Consider the following 24,459-nt stretch of genomic DNA (forward strand, 5'->3'; position numbering starts at 1 on the left):
ACGTCGGGGGCGGCGGCCGAAATCCGGCAACCGGGCGAAGCATCGGCGGGGCCTCGCACTCTCTGGGGTTAAGAGTCGAAGTCCACTGTGATCTCATCCGAGGCGGGGAAGGACTGGCAGGTCAGCACGAAGCCGGCTGCGACCTCGGCGGGTTCGAGGGCGAAGTTGCGGCGCATGTCCACCTCGCCGGTGACCACGCGGGCCCGGCAGGTGCCGCAGACGCCCCCCTTGCAGGCGAAGGGCAGGTCGGGGCGGACCCGCTGCGCGCCCTCCAGGACGGTGACGTCGCGGGGCAGGGTGACGTCGGTGGTCCGGCCGTCGAGCTGGACCTTGACCGCGGAGCTTGGCCCCTCGACGCCAGGCTCGATGTGCCGGACCGGCTCGGGCGGCAGGTCGTCGACGAAGAACAGCTCCTGGTGCACCCGCTCCCTCGGCACGCCGAGCTCGGCGAGCACGTCCTGGGCGTCGGTGACCATGCCGTACGGGCCGCACAGCCACCAGTGGTCGACCTCGGCGACGTCGAGCAGCGCCGGCAGCAGGGCCCGCAGCTTGTCGGCGTCGAGCCGGCCGGTGAACAGCTCGGCCTCGCGGGGTTCCCGGGACAGGACGTGCACCAGGTCCAGGTGCTCCCGGTTGGCGTCCTTCAGGTCGGCGAGCTCGTCGGCGAACATCACGCTGTCGGTGCGCCGATTGCCGTAGAGCAGCGTCGCCGACGACTTGCCCAGCACCGAGGACGCGATGGACAGGATCGGCGTGATGCCGCTGCCGGCGGCGATGAGCACGTGGTGGCCGGGGACATCGAGATCGGGGCTGAACGAGCCGGTCGGCGGCAGCACCTCGATCCGGTCGCCGGGCCGCACCTCGTGCACCAGCCACGGCGAGAAGGCGCCGCCGGGCACCTCGCGCACACCGATCCGCGGCTTCGCCCCGGCCGGCGCGCAGATCGAGTACGACCGCCGCTCCTCACGGCCTTCGACGTCACGGCGCAGGGTCAGCGACTGGCCCGGCTTGAACGCGAACAGGTCGGTCAGCTCGCCGGGCACGTCGAAGGTGACAGCGACGGCGTCGTCGCACAGTCGCTCCACTTCGGACACCGTGAGCGCATGGAACGTGGTGGCCACTCAGATCTCCTTGACGTGCTCGAAAGGTTCGGCGCAGGACCGGCACCGCCGCAGCGCCTTGCACGCGGTCGCGCTGAACCCGGAAAGCTCGACGGTGTCGGCACTTCCACACTGCGGACACGACACCATCCGCACGGAAGGCCCCAGGGTCAACGGAATCGGTCCGCTGGGCTGGCGCGGGGCCGGTCCGGGCGGGGCGATGCCGGCCTCGGCGAGCTTGCGCCGGCCGGAATCGGTGATCCAGTCGGTGGTCCACGCCGGCTCCAGGACGACCTTGATCTCCACGTCCCGATACCCGGCCTCGTGCAGCCGGTGATCGAGGTCGTCGCGCATCGCATCCATTGCCGGGCAACCGGTGTAGGTGGGCGTGATGGCCACGACCACCCGGTCGCCTTCGTCCACGACGGACCGCAGCACACCCAGCTCGGCCAGGGTCAGCATCGGCAGCTCGGGATCGGTGACCGTCTCGGCGACCGCCTGCGCGGTCACCATGTCGCACCCGGATGGGCCCGCGCCACACTCTGCATCTCGGCCAGCATCTCGGCCAGCGACTCGGTGTGCGCGCCGTTGCGACCCAGAACCTCAACCGTGCCGATGGATTCCGGTCGGCTGAGCTTCGCGGCATCCAGCACCTGGGTGATCACGGCGTCGAACTCGTCGCGCACCAGGGCCGGATCGACCATGTCGGACGGATGCTCGGCGAACAGCTCACCGACATAGGGCCAAACGGCCTCCAGACCGGCTTGCATCCGCTCGTGCGACAGCTCGGTGCCGTCACCGAGCCGCACCACCCACTGCGCCGAGTAGTCACGGTGATACGTGACTTCCTTGACGCCCTTGGCCGCGATCGCCGCCAGCACCGGGTCGGCCGACAACACCAGGCGCTGCAACAAGGACAGCCGCCAGGTGCTGAACGCCAGCAGCCGGGCCATGGAGAAGGCGAAGTCCCCGTTCGGCAGCTCGACGAGCCGCACGTTCCGGTACTCCGGCGCGTCCCGCAGGAACGCGTAGTCGTCGTCGGAACGCTCGCTGCCGTCGGCCTTGCCGGCCCGCGTCAGCAGCAATCGGGCCTGCCCCAACAGGTCCAGCCCGATGTTGGCCAGGGCGACCTCGTCCTCCAGCTCCGGCGCCCGCGTGCACCACTCCTGCAACCGGTGCGACATCACCAGCGCGTCGTCGGCCAGCATCAGGCAGTAGGCCGCCAGCTTCTCGGCGTCCACATCGGACGGCACGGTGGTGTCCACACCGGACAGCGGGTCGGCGAAGCCGGTGCCAAAAGCCCAGCGCGCGTCGCCCTCGGAACTCAGTGCCTCGTAGGCGTTGTCGAACATGGCCGCCTGCTCACATGTGGGGGACGTCGTCGGGGATCTCGTAGAACGTCGGGTGCCGGTACACCTTGTCGCCGCTGGGCTCGAAGAACGGGTCCTTCTCGTCCGGGCTGGACGCGGTGATGTCGGCGGCCTTCACGACCCAGATGCTGACCCCCTCGTTGCGCCGGGTGTAAAGGTCGCGGGCGTGGTGCACGGCCATCTCGTCGTCGGCCGCGTGCAGCGATCCGACGTGCACGTGGTTCAGGCCTCGCTTGCCGCGGACGAAAACCTCGTACAGCGGCCAACTGTTCCGGCTCATGCCACCGCCGCCTTTCCCTCTTGTTTTGCCGCATGGGCGATCGCGGCTTCGCGGACCCAGTCGCCGTCCTCGTGTGCCTTGCGCCGGATGGCGATGCGTTCGGCGTTGCACGGCCCGTCGCCGGAGATCACGCGCTTAAGCTCGTCCCAGTCGATCGGCCCGAAGTCGTAGTGCTCCCGCTCCGCGTTCCACTTCAGGTCCGGGTCCGGGAACGTGACGCCGAGCTTCTCGGCCTGCGGCACGCTCATGTCCACGAACCGCTGGCGCAGCTCGTCGTTGGTGTGCCGCTTGATCTTCCAGGCCATCGACTGCGCGGTGTTCGGCGACGAGTCGTCGGGCGGGCCGAACATCATCAGCGACGGCCACCACCACCGGTTCACCGCGTCCTGCACCATGTCCCGCTGGGCCTGGGTGCCGCGCATCAGCGTGAGCAGCAGCTCGTAGCCCTGCCGCTGGTGGAACGACTCCTCCTTGCAGATGCGGATCATCGCCCGCGCGTACGGTCCGTAGGAGCTGCGGCACAACGGAACCTGGTTGCAGATCGCCGCGCCGTCCACCAGCCAGCCGATCACGCCGACGTCGGCGAAGGTCAGCGTCGGGTAGTTGAAGATCGACGAGTACTTCTGCCGGCCGGAGATCAGCATCTCGGTCAGCTCGCCGCGGTCGGCGCCCAGCGTCTCGGCCGCCGAGTACAGGTACAGCCCGTGCCCGGCCTCGTCCTGCACCTTGGCCAGCAGGATCGCCTTGCGCCGCAAGGAAGGCGCGCGGGTGATCCAGTCGCCCTCCGGCTGCATGCCGATGATCTCCGAGTGCGCGTGCTGCGCGATCTGCCGGATCATCGTCTTGCGGTAGCCCTCGGGCACCCAGTCCCGCGGCTCGATCCGGTGATCGGCCGCGATGGTGTCCTCGAAGTGCTGCTCCAGACCGGTCATTTCGCCACCAGGGTCAACACGTCGTACTTGGCGACCGAGTCGCCGTCCTGGTTGGTCACGTCCGCGTCCCAGCGGACCTCGCCGTAGTCGTTGGCCTCGCGCGGGGTGATCTGCTTGGCGGTCAACGTCACGGTCAGCTCGTCGCCGGGGTTGACCGGCGTCAGGAAGCGCAGGTTCTCCAGGCCGTAGTTGGCCAGCACCGGACCGGGCTCCGGCGACACGAACAGGCCGGCCGCGAACGAGACGATCAGGTAGCCGTGCGCCACCCGGCCCTCGAAGAACGGGTTGGCCTTGGCCGCTTCCTCGTCCATGTGGGCGTAGAAGGTGTCGCCGGTGAACTCGGCGAAGTGCTCGATGTCGGCCAGCGTCACCGGGCGCGGGCCGGCCACCACCGAGTCGCCGATCCTCAGCTCCGCCAACGACTTCCGGAACGGGTGCACGCCGTCGACGGCGCGCTCGGCGCCGGCCACCCAGCGGTTGGTGACCTTGCTGAGCACCTTGGGGCTGGCCTGGATCGCGGTGCGCTGCATGTGGTGCAGCACGCCGCGGATGCCGCCCATCTCCTCGCCGCCGCCGGCCCGACCGGGGCCGCCGTGCACCAGCATCGGCAGCGGGGAGCCGTGGCCGGTGGACTCCTTGGCGTCGTCGGCGTCCAGCACGAGCAGGCGGCCGTGCCACGGGGCGACGCCCAGCACGACCTCGCGGGCGAAGTCGGCGTCACCGGTGACGACCGAACCGACCAGGCTGCCCTGGCCGCGGGCAGCCAGCGCGATCACGTGCTCGGTCGAGGTGTACGGCAGCAGCGTGCTGACCGGGCCGAACGCCTCGATCTCGTGCGGCTGCGGCAGGTCGGCGTCCTCGGCGCGCAGCAGGACCGGTGACATGAAGGCGCCCTTCGCGGCGTCCGCGTCCACCAGCTCCACCTTGTCGGGGTCGCCGAACACCACGCGGCCGGCCTCCAGCAGACCCTTCAGCGAGCGCCGGACCTCCTCGCGCTGCTCAAGGCTGGCCAGCGCGCCCATCCGGACGCCCTCGGCCAGCGGGTTGCCCACCTTGACCTTGGCCAGTCGCTCGGACGCCGCCTCGGCCACCGCGTCGATGAGCTCGGCCGGCACGAAGGCGCGGCGGATGGCGGTGCACTTCTGGCCGGCCTTCACGGTCATCTCGGTGACCAGCTGCTTCACGTACAGGTCGAACTCGGTGGTGCCGGGCTTGGCGTCCGGGCCGAGGATCGAGCAGTTCAGCGAGTCGGCCTCGGCGTTGAACCGTACCGACCGGTTCACCACGACCGGGTGGGACCGCAGCCGCTGCGCGGTGGAGGCGGAGCCGGTGAAGCCGACCAGGTCCTGCTCAGTCAGGTGGTCCAGCAGGTCGCCGGCGCTGCCCGCGACGAACTGCAGGGAGCCCTCGGGCAGCAGCCCGGACTCGATGATCAGCTCGACCATGCGGGCGGTCAGGTAGGCGGTCTGGCTGGCCGGCTTGATCAGCGACGGCACACCGGCGACGAAGGCCGGCGCGAACTTCTCCAGCGGCCCCCACATCGGGAAGTTGAAGGCGTTGATCTGCACGGCCACGCCCCGCAGCGGGGTGAAGATGTGCTGGCCGAGGAAGGTCCCGGCCTTGCCCAGCGGCTCGACGTCGCCGTCCACGTAGACGGTGTCGTTGGGCAGCTCGCGGCGGCCCTTGCTGGAGAAGCTGAACAGCACGCCGATGCCGCCGTCGATGTCGACCATCGAGTCGGTCTTGGTGGCGCCGGTGCGCGCGGACAGCGCGTACAGCTCCTCGCGGTGCTCGCGCAGCATGGAGGCGACCGTCTTGAGCAGGGCGGCGCGCTGGTGGAACGTCAGTTCACGCAGCGCCGGGCCGCCCACCCGGCGGCCGTGCTCGAGGGCGGCGGCGAAATCGACGCCCGCCGAGGAGATCGTGCACACCTCCTCGCCGGTCACCGCGTCGTGCAGCGGCTGGCCGTCGACCGTGGGCGTGTGCCACCGGCCGTTGACATAGCTGCGCAGCAGAGCCATCTCAGCACCCTCTCGCGACCGAATTACTTACCGTCCGTTCGGTATAGATGCTAGCGTGTGCGCATGGATGGGGAAACCGTTTCGGTCGACGTTGACGGCGCAGTCGCGACCATCACCCTGGACGCCCAGGCCCGGCGCAACGCGCTCACCATCGAGATGCGGCACGCCCTCAAGGCCGCCGTCGAGCGGGTCCGGACCGACGACACCGTGCGCGCCGTCGTGCTCACCGGCTCCGGACGGGCCTTCTGCGCAGGTCAGGACCTGGCCGAGCACGCCGCAGCGCTGCGGGCCGACCCGTCGACGGCGCTGGACATCGTCGTCGACGACTACAACCCGATCGTGTCCGCGCTGACCAGCCTGCCCAAGCCGGTGCTGGCCGCCGTCAACGGCACCTGCGTCGGCGCCGGACTAGGCCTGGCCCTGGCCTGCGACCTGAGGATCGCCGCCGAGTCGGCCAAGTTCGGCACCGCCTTCACCGCCATCGGCCTGACCTGCGACTCCGGCCTCTCGGCCACGCTCGCGCGGGCCGTCGGCGCGGCCCGGGCCAGCGAACTGGTGCTGCTCGGGCAGCCCTTCACCGCCGCGCAGGCGCTGGAGTGGGGCGTGGTCGGGCGGCTGGTGCCGGACGCTTCATTCGCTGAGGAGGTCCAGGCCTTGGCGTCCCGCTTGGCCGCCGGTCCCACCGTCGCCTACGCCGAAGCGAAGGCGGCCTTGCATGCGAGCTTCCAGCCCCCGCTGGCCGACGTGCTGGCCACGGAGGCGGCGGCCCAGGTCCGGCTGGGCCTGACCGCCGACCACCAGGGCGCCGTGGAGTCCTTCCTGGCCAAGCAGCCCGTCACCTTCCACGGCAAGTAGTTCGAGTGTCTCCAAGAACCACAAACCCTGGTTTCGGGCACCGTCAACCGCCACAAACCCACGCCGGGTTTGTGGCGGTCAGCGACCGCCGCGGACAGCGTTTGTAGGTCTTGAAGACCTGCAAATCTAGTTCCAGGCGTAGAAGCCCTGGCCCGACTTGCGGCCCAGTTCGCCCCGCTCCACCTTGTCCCGCAGCAGCTTCGGCGGGGCGAACCGGTCGCCCAGCGTGCGCTCCAGGTACTCGGCGATGGCCAGCCGCACGTCCAGGCCGACCAGGTCGGTGGAGCGCAGCGGGCCCATCGGGTGGCCGTAGCCCAACTCCATGGCCCGGTCGATGGACTCCGCGTCGGCGACGCCCTCCTCCAGCATCCGGATCGCCTCCAGGCCCAGCATCACGCCCAGCCGGCTGGTGGCGAAGCCGGGCGAGTCGCGGACCACCACGTCGGCCTTGCCCAGCAGCTTCACCCACGCCAGGGCCTTGTCCCGCACGTCGTCCCGGGTGTTGGGGCCCAACACGATCTCCACCAGCTTGGACACCGGCACCGGGTTGAAGAAGTGCATGCCCACGAACCGGCCCGGGTGCACCAGCACGGCGCCCAGCTCGGCCACCGACAGCGAACTGGTGTTGGTGGCCACCACGGTCTCGGTGGACACCGCCAGCTCCACCGCCGTCAGCACACGGACCTTCAGCTCCGGGGCCTCCGGCACCGCCTCCACCACCAGGTCGGCGTTCTTGGGCAGCGCCGGGATCTCCGTGACGAAGTCGATCCGGGACAGCACCTGCGACGGCGTGCCCTCCAGCTTGCCGCGCTCGGCGGCGCGGCGCAGGCCCGTCTCGACCCGCGTCAAGGCGGCCTTGGCGGCGATGGTGTCGCTTTCCACCACCGTCACCTCGGCGCCCACCGTGGCGAACACCTGGGCGATGCCGGACCCCATCCGGCCGCCGCCGACCACCGCTACCCGCACGTCAGACCCTTTCCACGAGCATTGCCACACCCTGACCGACCCCGACGCACAAGGTAGCCAGGCCGCGCCGGCCGCGCTCGCGCTCCAGCCGCCCCAACAGGGTGACGACCAGCCGCGCGCCCGAGCAGCCCAGCGGGTGACCCAGCGCGATGGCGCCGCCGTCGGCGTTGACCTTCTCCTCGTCCAGCTTCAGCCGCCGGATCACCGCCAGGCTCTGCACCGCGAACGCCTCGTTGAGCTCGACGGCGTCCAGGTCGTCGATCCGAAGTCCGGTGCGGGACAACAGCTTCTCCGTCGCCGGCACCGGACCCAGGCCCATCACGTGCGGCGCGACGCCGGCCGAGGCGCTGGCGACCACCCGGGCCCGCGGCGTGAGGTTGTGCCGTTTCACCGCTTCCTCGCTGGCCAGCACCAGCGCCGCCGCGCCGTCCGACAGCGGGGACGAGGAGCCGGCCGTGACCACGCCGTCCTTGCGGAACACCGTCTTCAGCGTGGCCAGTTTGTCCACAGTGGTCGTCGGCCGCGGGCCCTCGTCGGTGGCGAAGTCGCCGACCGGGACGATTTCCTTGGCGAAATGGCCCTTCTCGATGGCTTTTGTGGCTTTCTGGTGGCTACGGAAGGCGAACAGGTCGCTGTCCTCGCGGCTGATGCCGTCCAAGGCTGCGACCTCCTCGGCCGTCTCCCCCATCGACAGCGTGGTCTGCTTGTCGTACTTGGGATTGGTGAAGCGCCAGCCCAGCGACGTGTCGCTCACCTCTCCCGGGCGGGCCCACGGCGTGCCCGGCTTGGCCATCACCCACGGGGCTCGGGTCATCGACTCCACGCCGCCGGCGACCACGATGTCCGCCTCCCCCGCGCGGATCGCCTGCGCCGCCGAGGCGACCGCCGTCAACCCGCTGGCGCACAAGCGGTTCACCGTGTAGCCAGGGACGTGCTCGGGCAGGCCGGCCAGCAGCACCGCCATCCGGGCCACGTTGCGATTGTCCTCGCCGGCCTGGTTGGCCGCGCCGAGGATCACCTCGTCGATCACGTCGGCCGGGACGTTGGCCCGGCGGACCACCTCGGCCACCGTCAGCGCCGCCAGGTCGTCCGGGCGTTCCTTGGCCAGCGCACCGCCGTAGCGGCCCTGCGCCGTGCGCACTCCGTCGACGAGGAACACTTCCGGCATGGCGGCTCTCCTTCGGGCGTCGGCACGCTATTATTAACCGGCCATTCGGTCAGTTCGCAAGGGTGGGAGGACACCGTGGAGCCAGCTCCGCGCCGGGGTCGGCCCGGCTACGACCAGGAGTCGCTGCTCGCCGTCGCGGTGAAGGTGTTCAACGAGCGCGGGTACGAGGCCACCTCGATGGAGGAGCTGTCGCGCAAGCTCGGCATCACCAAGTCCGCCATCTACCACCACGTCAGCGGCAAGGAGGAACTGCTGCGGCTGGCCATGGACCGGGCGCTGGACGGCCTGTTCGCCGTCGCCGACGAGGCCGCCGCCATGGACGGGCGGGCCATCGACCGGCTCGAGCATGTCGTCCGGGGCAGCGTCGGCGTGCTCGTCGACCGGCTGCCGTTCGTCACCCTGCTGCTGCGGGCCCGCGGCAACACCAGGATCGAGCGCGCCGCCGTCACCCGGCGCAAGGAGTTCGACCGCCTCGTCACCGACCTCGTCAAGCAGGCGGAGGCCGAGGGCGACGTGCGGACCGATGTTGACCCCGCCGTGACCGCCCGTCTGCTGTTCGGCATGGTCAACTCGCTGATCGAGTGGTACCGCCCCCGCTCCGGCGCCTCGATCGCTGACGCTGTGTGCACAATCGCCTTCGACGGCCTGCGAACCCGGTAGCCCAATCGGACGTTGCGACGGTTTTCGTCACGGCACCATACTGAAGCCGCAAGTGGTCTATACCACTTCGGCCGCCGCGCCTGATCCCTGCCGACCCCATGGGGGCTGTTCATGCGCAAGAGGTTCGCTTTACCCGTGCTCGCCGCATTGGCCGTCGCCCTGCCCGTGCTGTTCGCCGGCGCCGCCCAGGCCCACGGCTACACCACCAACCCCGTCAGCCGCTCTTCCCTGTGCGCCCAAGGCATCGTGACGAACTGCGGCGACATCCAGTACGAGCCCCAGTCCGTCGAGGGGCCCAAGAACTTCCCCGCCGCCGGCCCCGCCGACGGCGCCATCTGCGCCGGCGGCATCGCCCGCTTCGCCCAGCTCGACGATCCCCGCAACGGCACCTGGCCCGCCACCAAGCTCACCTCCGGGGCCGCCTACACCTTCACCTGGCACTTCACCGCCATCCACGCCACCACCGATTTCCGCTACTTCGTCACCAAGAACGGCTGGGACCCCACCAAGCCCCTCACCCGGGCCGCCCTCGACCCCACCCCGTTCCTCGTCTCCAACTGGAACGGCCAGCGCCCCTCCGGTGACGTCTCCATCCCCGGCAAGCTCCCCGCCGGCAAATCCGGCCGCCACCTCATCCTCGGCGTCTGGGACATAGCCGACACCGGCAACGCTTTCTACTCCTGCGCCGACGTCACCTTCTGACGTCGGCCCGTGGCTCCTGCCCGACACCCCTGCCGTTGGGCAGGAGCCACGCTTTTACGGCGCCGGGCGCAGCTCACGGTGATAAGCGGCGTACTGGAGATCGATCTGATGCGGCCCCACCTCGGTCAGCGGCCCCAACGGTCGACGCGCCATCACATCCATCACGATGCGATCGTCGGTGATGATGAAGGCACCGAGGTCAAAAAGCTTGTGGTGGGTCGGACAGAGGCAGAGTGCGTTTTCGACCAGATCCGGCCCGGCGTGTTTGCCACCCAGCGGCCGGATGTGCGCAGTCTCCGCGTAGGGACCGGCCGGCGTGTCGTAGCGCTCGTTGCAGAACTGACAGCGATGGTCATGGACCTTTTTCACCCACTCCGCGACCATCGCCGACCGGAGCAATCGCTCGGCGTGGCTGACACGACGACCGGGCCGGGCATTTCCCCTCGGCGCAACTGGCTCCGTCGGCGGAGCCGAATCCACGGCAGTCAGACGGAACTGCCAGATCCAGAACCCCGACTTGCCCTTGGCCCGCCAGAAGTCTTCGACCAAGAAGAGTCCAGCGTATGTGTACCCGGCCTTAGTTGATCCACGAAGCACACGAATCGGATTCCGGGTCCGCACGCTGGTCGCCAGGGCAGCGTTGCCTCTTTCCAGCTTCTGGTCGGCGTTCTGCTTGCCGGTCTTCGGGTCCCGACCGCCCTCACCGGTGTAGATGATCTCGTCGCCGTTGTCGACGTCATCCTCGTAGCCGCCAACAATCGCTATCGACTCGCAGCCAAGCTGGGGAGTGCCACAGATGCCGTTTTGCAGCGGCCGGTGCACCTTGGTATCCGCGGCATCCACTCGCCTCCGGAACCACCTCCCGACCTCGATTCCAGGTACCGGCCCATACCCCTTCCAGGTGGCGGCGAGCCCCAGGCTGGCCAGGAGCTCGTCCGCCGTGCTGCGGGTAAAGAACTTCGCGGCAATGAGGTCAACCAACTGCTGGCGCTGTCCAGCATCCTTAGCCATGGTCTGGTAGACGTCTTCGGGGAGGCCACCTGTCGCGTCCCACAGCTGCGCTGGCGCTAGACCGGCGAACGCTGGGCCCGTATCCGGCAGGCCATACTGGGAAAAGAGGTCTGCCAACTCCGAGCTCGCCTCGGACCACGGCACGGTGCGCGTCCGACCAAATCGGGCCTGACTAATCGACCAGAGCAACACCAGGGCTGCGTTGCGGTCGGGGGTGCCGGTGGTTACCTCAATAGCGTCGACGACCTTCGGCCAGTCCAACTCGCTCCCCCTCACGGAGTTTTGGGTCAGCTGGCCAGGTTAGCTGGATCACCGCTCGGCGGTGAGGATTTTCATGGCGGCGTTGTGGCCGGGGATGCCGCTGACGCCGCCGCCGCGGAGGGCGCCGGCGCCGCAGAGGAGGATGCGGGGGTGGGGGGTTTCGACGCCCCAGGAGCCGTGGGAATCGTCGGAGTAGGGCCAGGAGAGGTCCCGGTGGAAGATGTGGCCGCCGGGGAGGCGGAGGGAGTCTTCGAGATCGACGGGGGTTTTGGCCTCCAGGCACGGGTGGCCGGAAGGGTCGAGCAGCAGGCACGACTCGATGGGCTCGGCCAGGACCTGGTTGAGGGAGGCGAGGGTGGCGGAGAGGGCCTGGGAGCGGGCAGCGGGGTTGTCGGCGGTGAAGAGGCGGGCGGGCATGTGGAGCCCGAAGAGGGTGAGGGTGTGGAGGCCGAGCTCACCGGGGCCGGAGCCGATGATGGAGGGGTCGGTCAGCGAGTGGCAGTAGATCTCACACGGCGGTAGGGACGGGATCTGGCCGGCGGAGGCCTCGGCGAAAGCCTTGGCCAGCTGGGAATAGGACTCGTTGACGTGGAAGGTGCCGCCGAAGGCGTCCCGGGGGTCCACGGTGGAGTCGAGGAGGCGGGGCAGGCGGCGGAGGACCATGTTGACTTTGAGCTGGGCGCCCTCGGCAGGGGGTGGGGGGACGGAGCCGAGGAGATGGGCGAGCTCGGCGGGGGAAGCGTTGACGAGGACATGGGAGCCGCGCACGGTGTGGGAGGAATCGCCGGTGGTGTAAGAGACTTCGCCGTCGGGGGTGATGGAGGTGACGGTGGCGCCGGTGAGGATCTGGGCGCCGGCGGAGAGGGCGGCATGGGAGAGGGCAGCGGTAACGGAGCCCATGCCACCGACGGGGACGTCCCAAGAGCCGGTGCCGTTGCCGATGACGTGGTAGAGGAAGCACCGGTTCTGCAGAAGGGAAGGATCGTCGGCGGAGGCGAAGGTGCCGATAAGGGCGTCGGTGAGGACGACGCCGCGAACGGTGTCGTCGCGGAAGTTGCGTTCGATGACGGAACTGATGGGCTCCTCGAACAAGGACTGCCAGGCCTCGTCGTCGTCGACCACAGCTCGTAGGGAAGCCTTGTTGGGCAGGGGTTCCGTAAGGGTGGGGAAGACCCGTTCGGCTACGCGTGTGGTCATGACGTAGAAGCGTTGCCAGGCGGCAAAGTCAGCGGGGTCCACAAAGGACCGGGAAGTGCGGGCGGGGTCCTCGGTGTCGATGAGCAGGCCCCGAGAGCCGACGGGGGTGTAGGAGGACATCCGGCGGCGCAGCAGGGTAATGGGCAGGTCGAGGTCGGTGATTATCTTGCGAGGCAAGAGACTGACCAGGTACGAGTAGCGCGAGAGGCGGACGTCGACGCCGGGGAAGGGCTGGGAGGAGACGGCGGCGCCGCCGACGGAGTCGAGGCGTTCAAGGACCAGGACGGACTTGCCGGCCCGAGCCAGGTATGCGGCGGCCACGAGGCCGTTGTGCCCACCACCGACGATGACGACGTCCACCAGGCGACTCCTATCCGGCCAGCGCGACAACCCTCTCGTGCAGCCTACCCAGATAGTCCTCGGACTCGGGCTTCATCAGCACGCTGCGCACGACGCGGGCGCCGTCGATGTCGGCGACGGCGGCGATGCCCCGGCGGGCGAAGGCCTCGGCGTTGGCGCGGAGCACGCTGAGGAAAACCGGGTCCTCGGCGGCCGACATGCCGTCCCGCATCATGCGTTCGGAGCCGGCGTCGATGGCGGAAAGCGTGGGCTCGGCCGGGAAATAGGTGACGATGTCGAGTTCTGGCCGCTGAAACGGAACGAGTCGATCGGACTGCTCGATGAGCGAGTGCCAGCGGACGGCGGCGCGGCGGCCGGCGGCGAGGACGGCGCCGAGACCGTCGGCCCGGAGCGGCAGCATCTTGAGGGTGAGCCACAGGGCCGCGGCGGCGGCGCCGGGGCGGGAGCACTCGAGGCTGATCTCGCCGAGGTGCAGCTCGTCGGAAGTGAAGTAGGTATAAGGCGAATCGTGCACGTAGAAGCGGCCGACGGACGGGTCGGCGAACAGGACGGCGCCGCAGCCGTAGGGCTGGAGGCCGTGCTTGTGCGGATCGACCACAACGGAGTCGCACTGCCGGATCGCCTGCCACGGCAAGGGATCGATGCCCTCGGTGCCGGCGATGAGACTGAAGAACCCGCCGTAGGCGGCATCGACGTGGATCCGGAAGTCGTAGCGTGAGCGCAGCGCGACAACCTCGTGCACGGGATCGACGACACCGAGCCCGGTGGTGCCGGCGGTGACGACGACGGTGCCGATCTTTCCGGTGCGCAGCAAGGACTCCAGGGCGTCCAGGTCCATCTTGCCGGCGCCGTCGACGGGGACGGCGTGTCCGGTGACGCCGATCAGCTTGCACATCCGGGAATGCGTGTAGTGGCTCTCCGCGCTGTACGCGATCCCCCGCGAGGGATGGATTTCCCTTGCCACGTAGAGGGCTTCGAGGTTGGCAATGGTGCCGTTGGAGGTCAGGTGCCCGAGGTGCTCGTCATAGCCGAACATCCCGGCCAGCTGGCGGACGACCTCCCGTTCCAGCTTGGCCGTGGCCGGACCGCCGTCCAGGGCGTGGTTGTTGGGGTTGATGAGCATCGCGGCGGCGTAGCCGGCGATCGCCACCGGGTGCGGCGGCTTGAGCATCTGCCCGGCGTAGCGGGGATGGAAGAACGGATAGTTGTCCCGCAGCCGCAGAGCCAGCTCGTCGAGGGCGGCGGCCACGTCGCCGTCCTTGACCGCCAGCGAGTCGTGCTGGGCGAACGCGCCGAACTCGGCGGCCCACGACTCGTGGTTGGCCAACACCCGCTCCAGCCACGGCCGCAACTGCTCAGATGTGGTAGGCATACTCGCGAAACTCCCAATCGGTCACCCACTGCTCGAACCGGGCGATCTCGGCCCGCTTGAGCGCGCTGTACGAGGTCACGAAGTCCTTGCCCAGCAAGGACTGAAGCTCCGAATCGCCGTCGAGCGCGGCCAGCGCGGCGGTCAGCGACATCGGCAGCACGGCGGTGCGCGCGGCGTCGTAGCCGTAGCCCTCCAACGGCTCGGGCGGCTCCGAACCGTCCTCGATGCCCAGCCGCATGGCCGCCAGCACGCCGGCGTTGACGAGATAGGGATTGGCCGACGCGTCGGGCAGCCGCACCTCGATGCGGGTGCCGGCACCGCGGTCGGGCGGGACGCGGACCATGGCGCTGCGGTTGTCCAGACCCCAGTCGATCAGCCACGGCGCGAGCGTGTCGGGGCCGAAACGCTTGTAGGAGTTGATGGTCGGGTTGGTCAGGGCGGTCAGCGCCGGCGCGTGCCGGAGCACGCCGGCCAGGGCGTGCCGCAGCAGCGGGCTCATGCCGTGCGGGCTGGACTCGTCGGCACCGAGGTTGGAGCCGGCCGCGTCGGCCAGCGACACGTGCACGTGGAAGCCGGACGCGCCGTGTTCGTTGAACGGCTTGGCCATGAAGGTGGCGAGCTGGCCGTCGCGGCGGGCCAGGTCCTTGACCGCGGCCTTGAACCGGAAGGCCCGGTCGGCGGCGTCCAGCGCCCCGGAGTGCGCGAGGTTGATCTCAAACTGGCCCGGGAAGTACTCGTGGTTGCCGCCGAGCACACCGAGCCCGAAGTCGCGCAGCCGCCGGATGGTGCGGATCAGGTGCAGCTCGGGGTCGCCGCGGGTGCCGCTGACGTAGACGTTGCCGGGCTCGGGCGAGTACGGCGTGAAACCGGCCCCGGCCGGCACGCACAGGTAGTACTCCATCTCCGGGCCGACCACTGGCCGCAGCCCGGACTCGGCCAGCCCGGCGACGATCCGGCCGAGCACGGCCCGCGGCGACTCGCCGCCGCCGCGCTGGTCGCCGATGCAGGTGGCCACGCCCGGCTCCCACGGCACCACGGCCAGGGTGTCCAGGTCCGGCACGATGTCGATGTCCGGCAGCCCGGCGTCCAGGCCACCCGGCACCGGCACGGTGTCGCCGAGCGGGCTGGTGTGGTAGACGGCCCGGCAGAACGCGACGCCCCGGTCGACGGCGGCGGGCAGCTGCTCGACCAGCAGTTCCTTGGAGCGCTCGGTGCCCATCAGGTCGGGGAAGACGACGCGCACCACGTCGACTCCCTTGGCGGTCAGCTCTGCCACGACGCGGTCGGCCTGCGCTGCCATCGTCCCACCCTCCGTCGTTTGACTCCGAACCATAGCGCCGCCCCCAGCGGCCAACAAGGCGTTGACCGGGCCACTCGACGTCGGTACCGTTTGGATACAAACGATAATCGGAGACGGCATGGTCGACCACTGGATCGACGGCCGGCGAGTCACGTCGCCGGTGCGTTTCGACGACATCTCCCCCATCGACGGCTCGGTGCTCGCGCACGTCTCCCGGGCCTGTCCGTACGAGGTCGACCTCGCCGTCGACGCCGCCGAGAAGGCCTTCAAGCACTGGCGCAGGACCACCCGCGAGCAGCGCGCCGAGCAGCTGCACAAGATCGCCGACGGCGTGGAGAAGCGCCTCGACGAACTGGCCGCGGTCGAGACGGACGACAACGGCGCGCTGCTGCGCTCCCACGTGCGCGGCGTGATGCCCCGAGTGGTGCACAACTTCCGGTTCTTCGCCGACTGGCTGGTCGACGAGGTCCGCCACCCCGACTTCGACACCCGCGGCCACACCAACCACGTCAGCTGGGACCCGGCCGGCGTCTGCGCGCTGATCACGCCCTGGAACGCGCCGCTGATGCTGGCCAGCTGGAAGATCGCCCCGGCGCTGGCCGCCGGCAACACCGTGGTGCTCAAACCGGCAGAGTGGTCGCCGCTGACCGCCTCGCTGCTCGCGGACATCACCGCCGAGGCCGGCCTGCCCGACGGCGTGTTCAACGTGGTCCAGGGCTACGGCGTGGAGACCGGCCAGCACCTGGTGAACAGCCCGAAGCTGCGCCGGATCAGCTTCACCGGCTCGGTGCCGACCGGGCGGGCCATCGCCCAGGCCGCCGCGGCCAACCTGGTGCCGGCCTCCCTGGAGCTGGGTGGCAAGTCGCCGTTGATCGTGTTCGCCGACGCCGACCTGGACCTGGCGGTTCAGTTGGCCGTTGAGCAGTACGACAACTCGGGCCAGGTGTGCCTGGCCGGGGTGCGGCTGCTGGTCGAGGAGTCGGTCGCGGCCGAGTTCATCGCCGGCTTCCTGACCAGGGCCGACGCCCTGCGCCAGGGCGATCCCCGCGACCCCGGCACGGACATCGGCCCGCTGATCCACCGCCGGCAGCTGGAGCGCGTCGACGCCTTCGTGCAGCGGGCCCGGGCCGACGGCGCACGGGTGCTGCTCGGCGGCGGCCCCAACACCGAGCTCGGCGGCCTCTACTATCGGCCGACGCTGCTGGCCGACATCCAACCGGGCAGCGAGATCCTCACCGAGGAGGTGTTCGGCCCGGTGCTGACGATCCAGACCTTCCGCACCGAGGACGAGGCCGTCACGATGGCCAACGACACCCGTTACGGCCTGGCCGCGACCCTGGTGACCGGTGACGCCGACCGGGCCCGGCGGGTCAGCGACGAGCTGGTCGCCGGCACGGTGTGGGTGAACTGCTTCTTCGTGCGGGACCTACGGGCGCCGTTCGGCGGCAGCCGCGAGTCCGGCATCGGCCGCGAGGGCGGCCACTGGAGCTTCGATTTCTACTGCGACATCAGGAACACAGTCACGGGGTGGCCGCATGGGTGAAGTCGTCGGAGCGGGTCTGCTCTCGCACGTGCCGACGATCATGTTGCCGGCGCGCGAGCGCCGGGAGCTGAACAACGGCCGGGACACGACTCTCGTCGCCGGCCTGCGGCGGCTCCGCGAAGAGGTGTTCGAGCGGCTCGACTACGACACGGTGGTGGTGTTGGACTCGCACTGGGCCACCACCGTGGAGTTCGTCGTCACGGCCCACAGCCGCCGGGCCGGGCTGTTCACGTCCGAGGAGCTGCCGCGCGGGATGTGCCGTATCCCGTACGACTTCCCGGGCGACCCGGAGCTGGCCAACGCCGTCGCCGTACACGGCGAGAAACACGGCACGTGGATCACCCCGATCGACGACCAGCACCTGCCGATCCACTACGCCACCGTGAACCTGTGGCGGTATCTGGGCGTGCCGGACAAGCGCTGGGTGTCCATCGGCGTCTGCCAGACCGCCGACGTCGAGGACAACCTGCGGCTGGGCCGGGCGCTGGCCGCCGGCATAGCCGACTGCGACCGCAAGGTGCTGCTGATCGCCTCGGGCGCGCTCAGCCACCGGTTCTGGCCGCTGCGCGAGCTTCGTCGGCACGAGGCCAGCGGCATGGAGCACATCCGCACCCCGGAGGCCGCGAAGGCGGACCTCGTGCGCATCGACTGGTTGCGCCGCGGCGACCACGCCAGCGTGCTGGACACCATGCCGGAGTTCGAGGAGTTCAGGCCCGAGGCCGGTTTCGGGCACTACCTGATGCTGGCCGGGGCGCTCGGCGAGCGGGCCTGGCGGGCCCCGGGGCGGCTGTTCAGCGAGTACGAGAACGCGATCGGCACCGGCCAGGTGCACATCTGGTTCGACCGGCCGGCGAAGGGATGGACGTGACCGAGTACCGCAGGATCCTGCTCGACGGCGCGGCCGTCGAGGTGACCCGGGTGGACGAGAGGCTGATCGCCCCGGACGGGCGGACAGTCGATGTGAACGACGCGGTACACCTGCCGCCGTGCCAGCCGTCGAAGATCGTCGCGGTGCACCTGAACCACCGCAGCCGGGTCGAGGAGTTCCAGACCAAGCTCCCGCCCGCGCCGACGTACTTCCACAAGCCGACGTCGGCCCTGAACGCTCACGACGGCGCGGTGGTGCGGCCCGAGGGCTGCCAGTGGCTGAACTACGAGGGCGAGGTCGCCATCGTCATCGGCCGCACCTGCCGCAACATCGCGCCCGCTGAGGCCGGTGACTACATCCGCGGCTACACCGTGGCCAACGACTACGGCCTGCACGACTTCCGGGACACCGACGCCGGCTCGATGCTGCGGGTGAAGGGCTCGGACACCTTGTGTCCCTTGGGTCCCGGGCTCGTCACCGACTGGGACTTCCGCGGCAAGACGCTGACCACCCGGGTCAACGGGGAGGTCAAGCAGCAAGGCAGCACCGACGAGATGCAGTGGGACATGCACTACCTCGTCGCCGACATCGCGCGGACCATCACCCTGTTCCCAGGCGACGTCCTGTTGTCGGGGACCCCAGCCAACTCCCGGCCGGTGCAACCGGGAGACGTCGTGGAGGTCGAGGTCGAGGGGCTCGGTGTGCTGCGCAACCACATCGTCAGCGGGCCGACCGCCATCCGCGCCGACGTGGGCGCGCAGCCGACGGAATCCGAGGAGGTGCTGTCGACGGCGCTCGGCGGCGACTGGGAGTTCCGCGGCATCCGCCCGCCCCGCCGGTGACGCAGCGCCATCGCTGATGTCAGGAAGGGACCTTTCCTCTCGTTAAGTGAGAGGAAAGGCCCCTTCCACACTCAGATACGGCTACGGAGGGTCAGCCGGTGGCGAGGTTGGGCAGGGTGCTGGCCTGGACTTCCTGGCGCACCTCGGCCTGCCGGCCCGTCGAGGTCTGCTCGAAGTGGTTGAGCATGTGCCGCAGCACCCGCGTCAGCTCGGCGATCCGCCGCTGGGACAGCCCTTCCAGGCTGTACACCTCCTCGGCGTTGAACCGCGGGAACAGCTCGGTCATCAGCGCCTTGCCCCGGTCGGTCAGGGACAGCACGCTCAGCCGCCGGTCGTCGGCGGGCGTGGTGCGGGTGAGCAGCCCCCGGTTGGCCAGGGTGCGGGCGACGCCGGTGAGCGTGCCCTTGGAGATGCCGCTCTCCTCGGCGACGTGGCGGGTTTCGATGTCGCCCCAGATCCACACCACCCACAGCACCACGAAACCGGTCCACGACAGGTCCACGTCGCGCAGCACGGACTGCTCGAAGTGGTTGCGCACCACCAGCGCCGTCCGGTGCAGGTTGGACAGCGCCATCATGGCCTCGACGTCGATCTCCAGGCCGCCGAGGCGCTCGCCGACGGCCTTCTCGGTCTCGCGCAGCGTGTAATAGCCGGTCACGGGGCCAGCGTAGCCCGATCACGCCCGCCCGAGGATGCGGCTGGTGAGTTCGTGCCGCTGCGAGGCCAACTCCCCCAGGGTCGAGCGCAGCACGGCCTCGGTCAGCACGATGCGATCGTTGTGGATCTGGTCCAGCACGGCCCGCCGGATCAGTTCGCGTACGAACGACGCGGTGACGCCGTCCAGGGCCTCGACCAGCGCGGTCGGGTCGGGCAGGTCGAGCTCGACGCCGGCGGCGTAGAGATGCAGCAGCCGCAAACGTTCGCGGGGCCCGGGCTTGGGGATCTCCACCGCCAGGTCGATGCGGCCGGGCCGGTCGGCCAGGGCCTGCTCCAGCACGTCGACCCGGTTGGTGGTGAGCACGAAGGTGACGTCCGCGTCGGAGTCGACCCCGTCGATCCGGTTCAGCAGCTCGAACAGCAGCGGACCGCTGCCGGCCGGCCCGATGGAGCGGTCCTGAGCGATCAGGTCGACGTCCTCGATCACCAGCACCGACGGCTGCTGCCGGCGCACCATCGCCGCCGCGGCCGGCAGCAGCCGCAGGGCCCGGCCGGACAGCACGACCACCGTGGCGTCGGTCAGCCGCGACAGCAGATAGCGCACGGTGTGGGTCTTGCCGGTGCCCGGCGGCCCGTACAGCAGCACGCCGCGTTTGAGGTGTTGGCCGTGCGCGATGAGCCGGTCGTTGTGCGCACGGCTGCGGACCACGTGCCGTTCCACGGTCTCCAGCACGCCATCGGGCAAAACCACCTGATCGGCGGTCAGCTCCGGTCGGACCATGAAGGAAATGAGCTCGTTGCCGCGGTGCTCGTTCAGGTCCAGTTGCAGCACCGCGCCCCGGAAGGCGTTGTGCCGCCGCATCAGCTCGTCCACCCGATCCCGCACGGCGGTGGCCGATTCCCGTTGCGCGGCAAGGATCTGCATCGAGCAGTTGGGCATCGGGTGGCGTTCGCCGGGGCCACGCAGCGACAGCACGACGGGTGCGCCGTCCGGGGCGGTCGTGGCCACCAGGCCGAGCTGCACCGCTTCGGTGACGTCGTCCGGGCCGACGGCGACGGTGTTGTAGTCGACCGAGCCGAGCTGATAGGTGCCCAGCCGCTCGGCGGCGGCCAGCATCTCGATCACGTCCTGGTGGCCGCGTCCGGGGCCGGACACCCCGAACCACTCGGCGTCCGGACTGTGCTCGACCAGGGCCACCAGCGCCGAGGCCAACCGCCACGCGTCGGCCGAATCGAGCGTGTCCTCCCCCACACCATCGAGTGTGGCACGGGTGAGCGCCGTTGGCACCCACCCGTGCCGTCACCTCGGCCCAGCTATGTCAACGCAGCACCCGAGCCGCGCCGACCAGCGCCCGCAGCGACGGGTCAACCTCTCCATAGCCACGGGTCTTCAGGCCGCAGTCCGGGTTGACCCACAACCGTTCCCGAGGCACCGCATCCAGGGCGGCCTTCAACAGCCCGACGACCTGCTCCTCGTCCGGCACCAGCGGCGAGTGGATGTCGTACACGCCCGGCCCGACGCCGCGGCGGAAACCGATGGCGCGCAAGTCTTCCAGCACCTCCATCTTGGAACGGGCAGCCTCGATTGTCGTCACGTCGGCGTCGAGGCCGTCGATCGCGGTGATCACGTCGCCGAACTCCGAGTAGCACAGGTGGGTGTGGATCTGCGTGCTGACGGCGGCGCCGGCGGTGGCCAGTCGGAAGGAGTCGACAGCCCACCTCAGGTAGGCCGGCCGGTCTTCTTCCCGCAACGGCAAGGTTTCCCGCAGCGCCGGCTCGTCCACCTGGACCACGCCGATGCCGGCGGCCTCCAGGTCGGCGATCTCGTCCCGCAGCGCCAGCGCCACCTGGTCGGCGGTCTGGCCGAGCGGCTGGTCGTCGCGGACGAAGGACCAGGCCAGGATGGTCACCGGGCCGGTGAGCATGCCCTTGACCGGCTTGTCGGTCAGCGACTGGGCGTACTCGCTCCAGGCCACGGTCATCGGCCGCGGCCGGCTGACGTCGCCGTGCAGGATCGGCGGCCGCACGCAGCGCGAGCCGTAGGACTGCACCCAGCCGAGTTCGGTGGTGGCGAAGCCGTCCAGGTTCTCGGCGAAGTACTGCACCATGTCGTTGCGCTCGGGCTCGCCGTGCACGAGAACGTCGAGGCCGATCTCCTCCTGGAGCCGGATCACCCGCTCGATCTCGGCCCGCATCCGCTCGTCGTACTGCGCCTCGGTGAGCGAACCGGCCCGAACCTGGGCGCGAGCCTTGCGGATGTCGCCGGTCTGTGGGAACGAGCCGATCGTGGTGGTGGCCAGCGCCGGCAGGCCGAGACGCTGCTGCTGGGCGGCGGCGCGGGTGTCGTAGTCGGCCCGGCTGCGATCTTCGGGCCGCAGCGCGGACAGCCGCTCGCGCGTCTTTTCGTTACGTAGCGGGGTGACCTGGGCCGCCGCCGGCAGCGGGACGCCGTCGCGCAGCGCCTCACCGAGGGTCTTGATCTCGGCGACCTTCTGCTTGGCAAACGCCAGTCGGTCGCGAACCTCTTGCGGCAGCGCGATTTCCGCGTCCAGGTCGTACGGGACGTGCAGCAGCGAGGACGAGGAGGACACGGCCAGTGAGCCGACCGAGCCGAGCAGCGACGCGCCCAGCGCCGCCGCCTTGCGCAGGTCGGTGCGCCACACGTTGCGGCCGTCGACAACACCGGCGACCAGCAGTTTGTCCCGCAGGCCGAGCAAGCCCGGGATCCGGTCGGCCAGCTCGGGACTGGTGACGAAGTCGACGCCCAGCCCTTCGACCGGCGCGTCGGCCAGCGCCGGCAGCACCTCGCCGGTGACCAACAGCTTGGGCCGCTTGGTCAATCCGCCCAGCCGCTGGTATACGCGTTGGAGCAGGTCCGGGACGCCGGCCGGCTCGTCCAGCTGCACCCATTCGGCGCCGGCGTCGGCCAGCCGGCCCAGCAGCTCGGCGTAGCAGTCGAGCAGGCCGTCCAGCAGTTCCGGCAGGAAAGGCTTGGCCAGCTTGAGGAACGTGACCGGGCCGAGCAGCACCGGCCGAGTCGGCACGCCCTGGCGCAGCGCCTCGGTGAACTCGGCCACCGGCTTGTCGCCGGCCAGCCGGAACCTGGTGTCCGGCGCCAGTTCCGGCACCAGGTAGTGGTAGTTGCTGTCGAACCACTTGGTCAGTTCCATCGCCGCCGCGCCGTCCCGGCCGCGGGCCATCGCGAAGTATGTGTCCACATCGGACAGACCGAGGTCGCGGAACCGCTGCGGCACGGCGTCGAACAGCACGGCGGCGTCCAGCACCTGGTCGTAGAACGAGAACGTGTTACTCGGCACCGAGTCCAGCGACTCGGCCAGCTGCGCCCAGGTGTCCCGGCGCAGGTCGGCCGCGACGCGCTGGAGCTCGTCGACGTCGATGCGCCCGGCCCAGTACGACTCGACCGCGCGCTTGAGCTCCCGGCGCGGGCCGATCCGCGGATAGCCCAGGACCGTGGTGGTGAAGGTGGTGTCCACTGCTCTCTCCCTCGCGAGCACGTGGGCGTCGAAGGGCGCGCGAGGACAACCGCATCCGCGCGAGCCCACCCGAGAGGCCCCGGATCACGCGCGGACCGGCGGCCCGCGCACCGGTGGCAGGTATTCGGACTCGCGGGCACCCGATCTCTCGGACCTACTGGCCGTCGCTTCCCAGACCTGGCGGTCCAGTGCTTCTGACGGCGGTCGTTCCCGCTCACCGCTGCGGGGCAGTCCCGGATTCGCACCGGGTTCCCTGTTGCCTCGACGGACCTGGCCGGCCCGGCGAACCATCGGCCCGCCGAGCCTAGCGACGGCTACCCCAGTTTCGCCAGCCTGCCGACCACCTCGGCCGGGCTGGGCTGCCAGGCGATCTCGTCGCGCACGTCGGCGGCGGTGTCGCGGAACTTGTCCTGTCCCAGGACCTGGGACAGCGCCTCGGCGACCTGCTCCGGCTCGGTGACGGTGAGGCCGACGCCGCGGTCGGCCATCAGCTGGGCGTTGAGCGGCTGGTCGGCGAACTTCGGCAGTGCGACCTGCGGCACACCGTAGGCCAGCGGTGTCATCACCGTGGCCGATCCACCGTGGTGCACGATCGCGTCGCACGTCGGCATCAGGGCGTTCAGCGGCATCCAGCCCAGCGGCCGCACGTTGGCCGGAAGCTCCCCCAGCTCCGCGACGTCGATGTCGCCCGCGGCCAACAGGACCTCGATGTCCATTGTGGACAGATTGGCCAGGATGCCGCGCAGCGCGCCGACACCGCCCAGGGCCGGCAGCACGCTGCCCAGGGTGACGCAGACCCGGGGCCGGCTGGACGGCAGCGTCACCCAGCCCGGCACCACGCGGGACTCGTTGTACGGCACGTACCGCATGAGGAACTGGGTGTCGGTGGCGACACCGCCCATGCTCGGCGGGCGGACGTCGACGGTCGCCACCGGGTCGATCGGGGCATCCGGCAGCCCGAGCCGCCCCCTGGTCGGCTCGAGGTAGTCGGCGATGTCCCGGCGCGCCTCGACCACGTGGTCGTCGAGGCCGGCCCAGCCCAGCCGGATGCCCTGCTCGACCAGCGGCACGCCGAGCTCGGCGGCGATCAGCCGGCCCGCGCCCTGCTCGGCGGTGGTGATCACCAGGTCCGGCCGGAACGCCCGGGCCACCGGCAGCATGCCGTCGATCATCTGCTCACCGAACCAACCGAAGCCGCCCCGCTCGGGCGTGGCGTTGCCGTCCTTGATCATGCCGGCGACCGCGGCCATGAACTCGGCCCACAGGTCGCGCTCCGGCAGCGGGTCCACCACCGGCAGGCCGGCCCCGGCGGCCGCGCGGGCCCCGGCGCCGTTGTTGAGCAGCAGCACCTCGTGGCCGGCGGCCCGCAAAGCCCAGGCCAGCGGCACCGTCGGCAGGAAAAGACCACTTCCGGGCACGGCTGTGCACAGCACTCGCATCGTCACTCCCCCTAAATGCGTCTTGAGCGGCGCTCAATTGAGCGCCGCTCAAGCTACGGTG

General features: G+C 70.1%; 22 protein-coding genes and 1 riboswitch. Of the genes, 6 read left to right on the forward strand and 16 right to left on the reverse strand.

Annotated elements, in window-relative coordinates:
• Positions 1 to 68: 68 nt before the first annotated feature.
• From paaE to paaZ, 6 genes are read right to left on the reverse strand one after another with little or no spacing between them, the layout of a single operon-like run.
• A complete protein-coding gene (gene paaE, locus JJ691_RS27000; RefSeq protein ID WP_211762436.1) occupies positions 69 to 1,121 on the reverse strand; it encodes a 1,2-phenylacetyl-CoA epoxidase subunit PaaE in 1,053 nt (350 codons plus the stop codon).
• Positions 1,122 to 1,613 carry a 1,2-phenylacetyl-CoA epoxidase subunit PaaD gene (gene paaD, locus JJ691_RS27005; RefSeq protein ID WP_211762437.1) on the reverse strand — a complete coding sequence of 164 codons (492 nt, stop codon included), beginning with the start codon at positions 1,611 to 1,613 and terminating at the stop codon, positions 1,122 to 1,124. It lies immediately after the preceding gene.
• Positions 1,607 to 2,452, reverse strand: coding sequence for a 1,2-phenylacetyl-CoA epoxidase subunit PaaC (paaC, locus tag JJ691_RS27010; protein WP_211762438.1), 846 nt, complete (start codon positions 2,450 to 2,452; stop codon positions 1,607 to 1,609). The genes paaD and paaC overlap by 7 nt, the downstream gene beginning before the upstream one ends.
• Before the next feature lie 10 nt (positions 2,453 to 2,462).
• Positions 2,463 to 2,750, reverse strand: a complete 288-nt coding sequence (gene paaB / locus JJ691_RS27015) for a 1,2-phenylacetyl-CoA epoxidase subunit PaaB (RefSeq protein WP_211762439.1) — start codon at positions 2,748 to 2,750, stop codon at positions 2,463 to 2,465.
• On the reverse strand, positions 2,747 to 3,682 hold the full coding sequence (gene paaA, locus JJ691_RS27020; protein ID WP_211762440.1) for a 1,2-phenylacetyl-CoA epoxidase subunit PaaA: 936 nt from the start codon (positions 3,680 to 3,682) through the stop codon (positions 2,747 to 2,749). The genes paaB and paaA overlap by 4 nt, the downstream gene beginning before the upstream one ends.
• Positions 3,679 to 5,703: a phenylacetic acid degradation bifunctional protein PaaZ gene (gene paaZ, locus JJ691_RS27025; RefSeq protein WP_211762441.1), complete on the reverse strand. Its 2,025-nt coding sequence runs from the start codon at positions 5,701 to 5,703 to the stop codon at positions 3,679 to 3,681. Before paaZ ends, paaA begins: the two co-directional genes overlap by 4 nt.
• A 63-nt stretch (positions 5,704 to 5,766) precedes the next feature.
• Here paaZ and JJ691_RS27030 point away from each other — a divergent pair, with 63 nt between their 5' ends.
• The gene (locus JJ691_RS27030) at positions 5,767 to 6,558 is read left to right on the forward strand and encodes an enoyl-CoA hydratase/isomerase family protein (protein ID WP_211762442.1); all 792 of its coding nucleotides are present in this window, start codon (positions 5,767 to 5,769) and stop codon (positions 6,556 to 6,558) included.
• A 126-nt stretch (positions 6,559 to 6,684) separates the two neighbouring features.
• Here the strand turns inward: JJ691_RS27030 and JJ691_RS27035 are convergent, their stop codons facing one another.
• Together JJ691_RS27035 and JJ691_RS27040 are read right to left on the reverse strand one after the other, a co-directional pair.
• A complete protein-coding gene (locus JJ691_RS27035) occupies positions 6,685 to 7,524 on the reverse strand; it encodes a 3-hydroxyacyl-CoA dehydrogenase family protein (RefSeq protein WP_211762443.1) in 840 nt (279 codons plus the stop codon).
• 1 nt (position 7,525) lies between these two features.
• A complete protein-coding gene (locus tag JJ691_RS27040; protein WP_211762444.1) occupies positions 7,526 to 8,692 on the reverse strand; it encodes a thiolase family protein in 1,167 nt (388 codons plus the stop codon).
• Between the two features lie 75 nt (positions 8,693 to 8,767).
• On the opposite strand from JJ691_RS27040, the gene JJ691_RS27045 reads away from it, so the two are divergent.
• Both JJ691_RS27045 and JJ691_RS27050 read left to right on the forward strand, forming a co-directional pair.
• A complete protein-coding gene (locus JJ691_RS27045) occupies positions 8,768 to 9,352 on the forward strand; it encodes a TetR/AcrR family transcriptional regulator (RefSeq protein ID WP_211762445.1) in 585 nt (194 codons plus the stop codon).
• Between the two features lie 111 nt (positions 9,353 to 9,463).
• A complete protein-coding gene (locus JJ691_RS27050) occupies positions 9,464 to 10,054 on the forward strand; it encodes a lytic polysaccharide monooxygenase auxiliary activity family 9 protein (protein ID WP_211762446.1) in 591 nt (196 codons plus the stop codon).
• A gap of 54 nt (positions 10,055 to 10,108) precedes the next feature.
• Here JJ691_RS27050 and JJ691_RS27055 read toward each other — a convergent pair whose 3' ends face one another.
• Genes JJ691_RS27055 through JJ691_RS27070 form a run of 4 tightly spaced genes read right to left on the reverse strand, consistent with a single transcriptional unit; the run spans position 10,109 to position 15,555 of the window.
• Positions 10,109 to 11,326 (reverse strand): YDG/SRA domain-containing protein, encoded by a 1,218-nt coding sequence (locus JJ691_RS27055; protein ID WP_211762447.1) that lies wholly within the window; start codon positions 11,324 to 11,326, stop codon positions 10,109 to 10,111.
• A gap of 48 nt (positions 11,327 to 11,374) precedes the next feature.
• Positions 11,375 to 12,883 (reverse strand): phytoene desaturase family protein, encoded by a 1,509-nt coding sequence (locus JJ691_RS27060; RefSeq protein WP_249227037.1) that lies wholly within the window; start codon positions 12,881 to 12,883, stop codon positions 11,375 to 11,377.
• Positions 12,884 to 12,893: 10 nt separating this feature from the next.
• Entirely contained in the window at positions 12,894 to 14,255 is a 1,362-nt protein-coding gene (locus tag JJ691_RS27065) for a pyridoxal phosphate-dependent decarboxylase family protein (RefSeq protein ID WP_211762448.1), read from the reverse strand.
• Positions 14,239 to 15,555 carry a glutamine synthetase family protein gene (locus tag JJ691_RS27070; protein WP_211762449.1) on the reverse strand — a complete coding sequence of 439 codons (1,317 nt, stop codon included), beginning with the start codon at positions 15,553 to 15,555 and terminating at the stop codon, positions 14,239 to 14,241. The genes JJ691_RS27065 and JJ691_RS27070 overlap by 17 nt, the downstream gene beginning before the upstream one ends.
• 118 nt (positions 15,556 to 15,673) lie before the next feature.
• Between JJ691_RS27070 and JJ691_RS27075 the strand changes: the two genes are divergently transcribed.
• From JJ691_RS27075 to JJ691_RS27085, 3 genes are read left to right on the forward strand one after another with little or no spacing between them, the layout of a single operon-like run.
• The gene (locus JJ691_RS27075; protein WP_211762450.1) at positions 15,674 to 17,098 is read left to right on the forward strand and encodes an aldehyde dehydrogenase; all 1,425 of its coding nucleotides are present in this window, start codon (positions 15,674 to 15,676) and stop codon (positions 17,096 to 17,098) included.
• On the forward strand, positions 17,091 to 17,966 hold the full coding sequence (locus tag JJ691_RS27080; RefSeq protein WP_211762451.1) for a catechol 1,2-dioxygenase: 876 nt from the start codon (positions 17,091 to 17,093) through the stop codon (positions 17,964 to 17,966). The genes JJ691_RS27075 and JJ691_RS27080 overlap by 8 nt, the downstream gene beginning before the upstream one ends.
• Complete coding sequence (locus JJ691_RS27085; protein WP_249227038.1) at positions 17,963 to 18,808, forward strand: fumarylacetoacetate hydrolase family protein; 846 nt, start codon at positions 17,963 to 17,965, stop codon at positions 18,806 to 18,808. The genes JJ691_RS27080 and JJ691_RS27085 overlap by 4 nt, the downstream gene beginning before the upstream one ends.
• A 91-nt stretch (positions 18,809 to 18,899) precedes the next feature.
• Here the strand turns inward: JJ691_RS27085 and JJ691_RS27090 are convergent, their stop codons facing one another.
• The 4 genes from JJ691_RS27090 to JJ691_RS27105 form a co-directional block, all read right to left on the reverse strand.
• Positions 18,900 to 19,466 carry a MarR family winged helix-turn-helix transcriptional regulator gene (locus tag JJ691_RS27090; protein ID WP_211762453.1) on the reverse strand — a complete coding sequence of 189 codons (567 nt, stop codon included), beginning with the start codon at positions 19,464 to 19,466 and terminating at the stop codon, positions 18,900 to 18,902.
• An 18-nt stretch (positions 19,467 to 19,484) separates the two neighbouring features.
• The gene (locus tag JJ691_RS27095; protein ID WP_249227039.1) at positions 19,485 to 20,717 is read right to left on the reverse strand and encodes an AAA family ATPase; all 1,233 of its coding nucleotides are present in this window, start codon (positions 20,715 to 20,717) and stop codon (positions 19,485 to 19,487) included.
• A 67-nt stretch (positions 20,718 to 20,784) separates the two neighbouring features.
• Positions 20,785 to 22,959: a 5-methyltetrahydropteroyltriglutamate--homocysteine S-methyltransferase gene (metE, locus tag JJ691_RS27100; protein ID WP_211762454.1), complete on the reverse strand. Its 2,175-nt coding sequence runs from the start codon at positions 22,957 to 22,959 to the stop codon at positions 20,785 to 20,787.
• A gap of 98 nt (positions 22,960 to 23,057) precedes the next feature.
• Positions 23,058 to 23,266, reverse strand: a riboswitch (cobalamin riboswitch).
• Positions 23,267 to 23,273: 7 nt separating this feature from the next.
• The gene (locus JJ691_RS27105; RefSeq protein WP_211762455.1) at positions 23,274 to 24,398 is read right to left on the reverse strand and encodes a nucleotide disphospho-sugar-binding domain-containing protein; all 1,125 of its coding nucleotides are present in this window, start codon (positions 24,396 to 24,398) and stop codon (positions 23,274 to 23,276) included.
• Positions 24,399 to 24,459 lie beyond the last annotated feature (61 nt).

It is taken from the genome of Kutzneria sp. CA-103260, assembly GCF_018263855.1.
Classification (GTDB): domain Bacteria; phylum Actinomycetota; class Actinomycetes; order Mycobacteriales; family Pseudonocardiaceae; genus Kutzneria.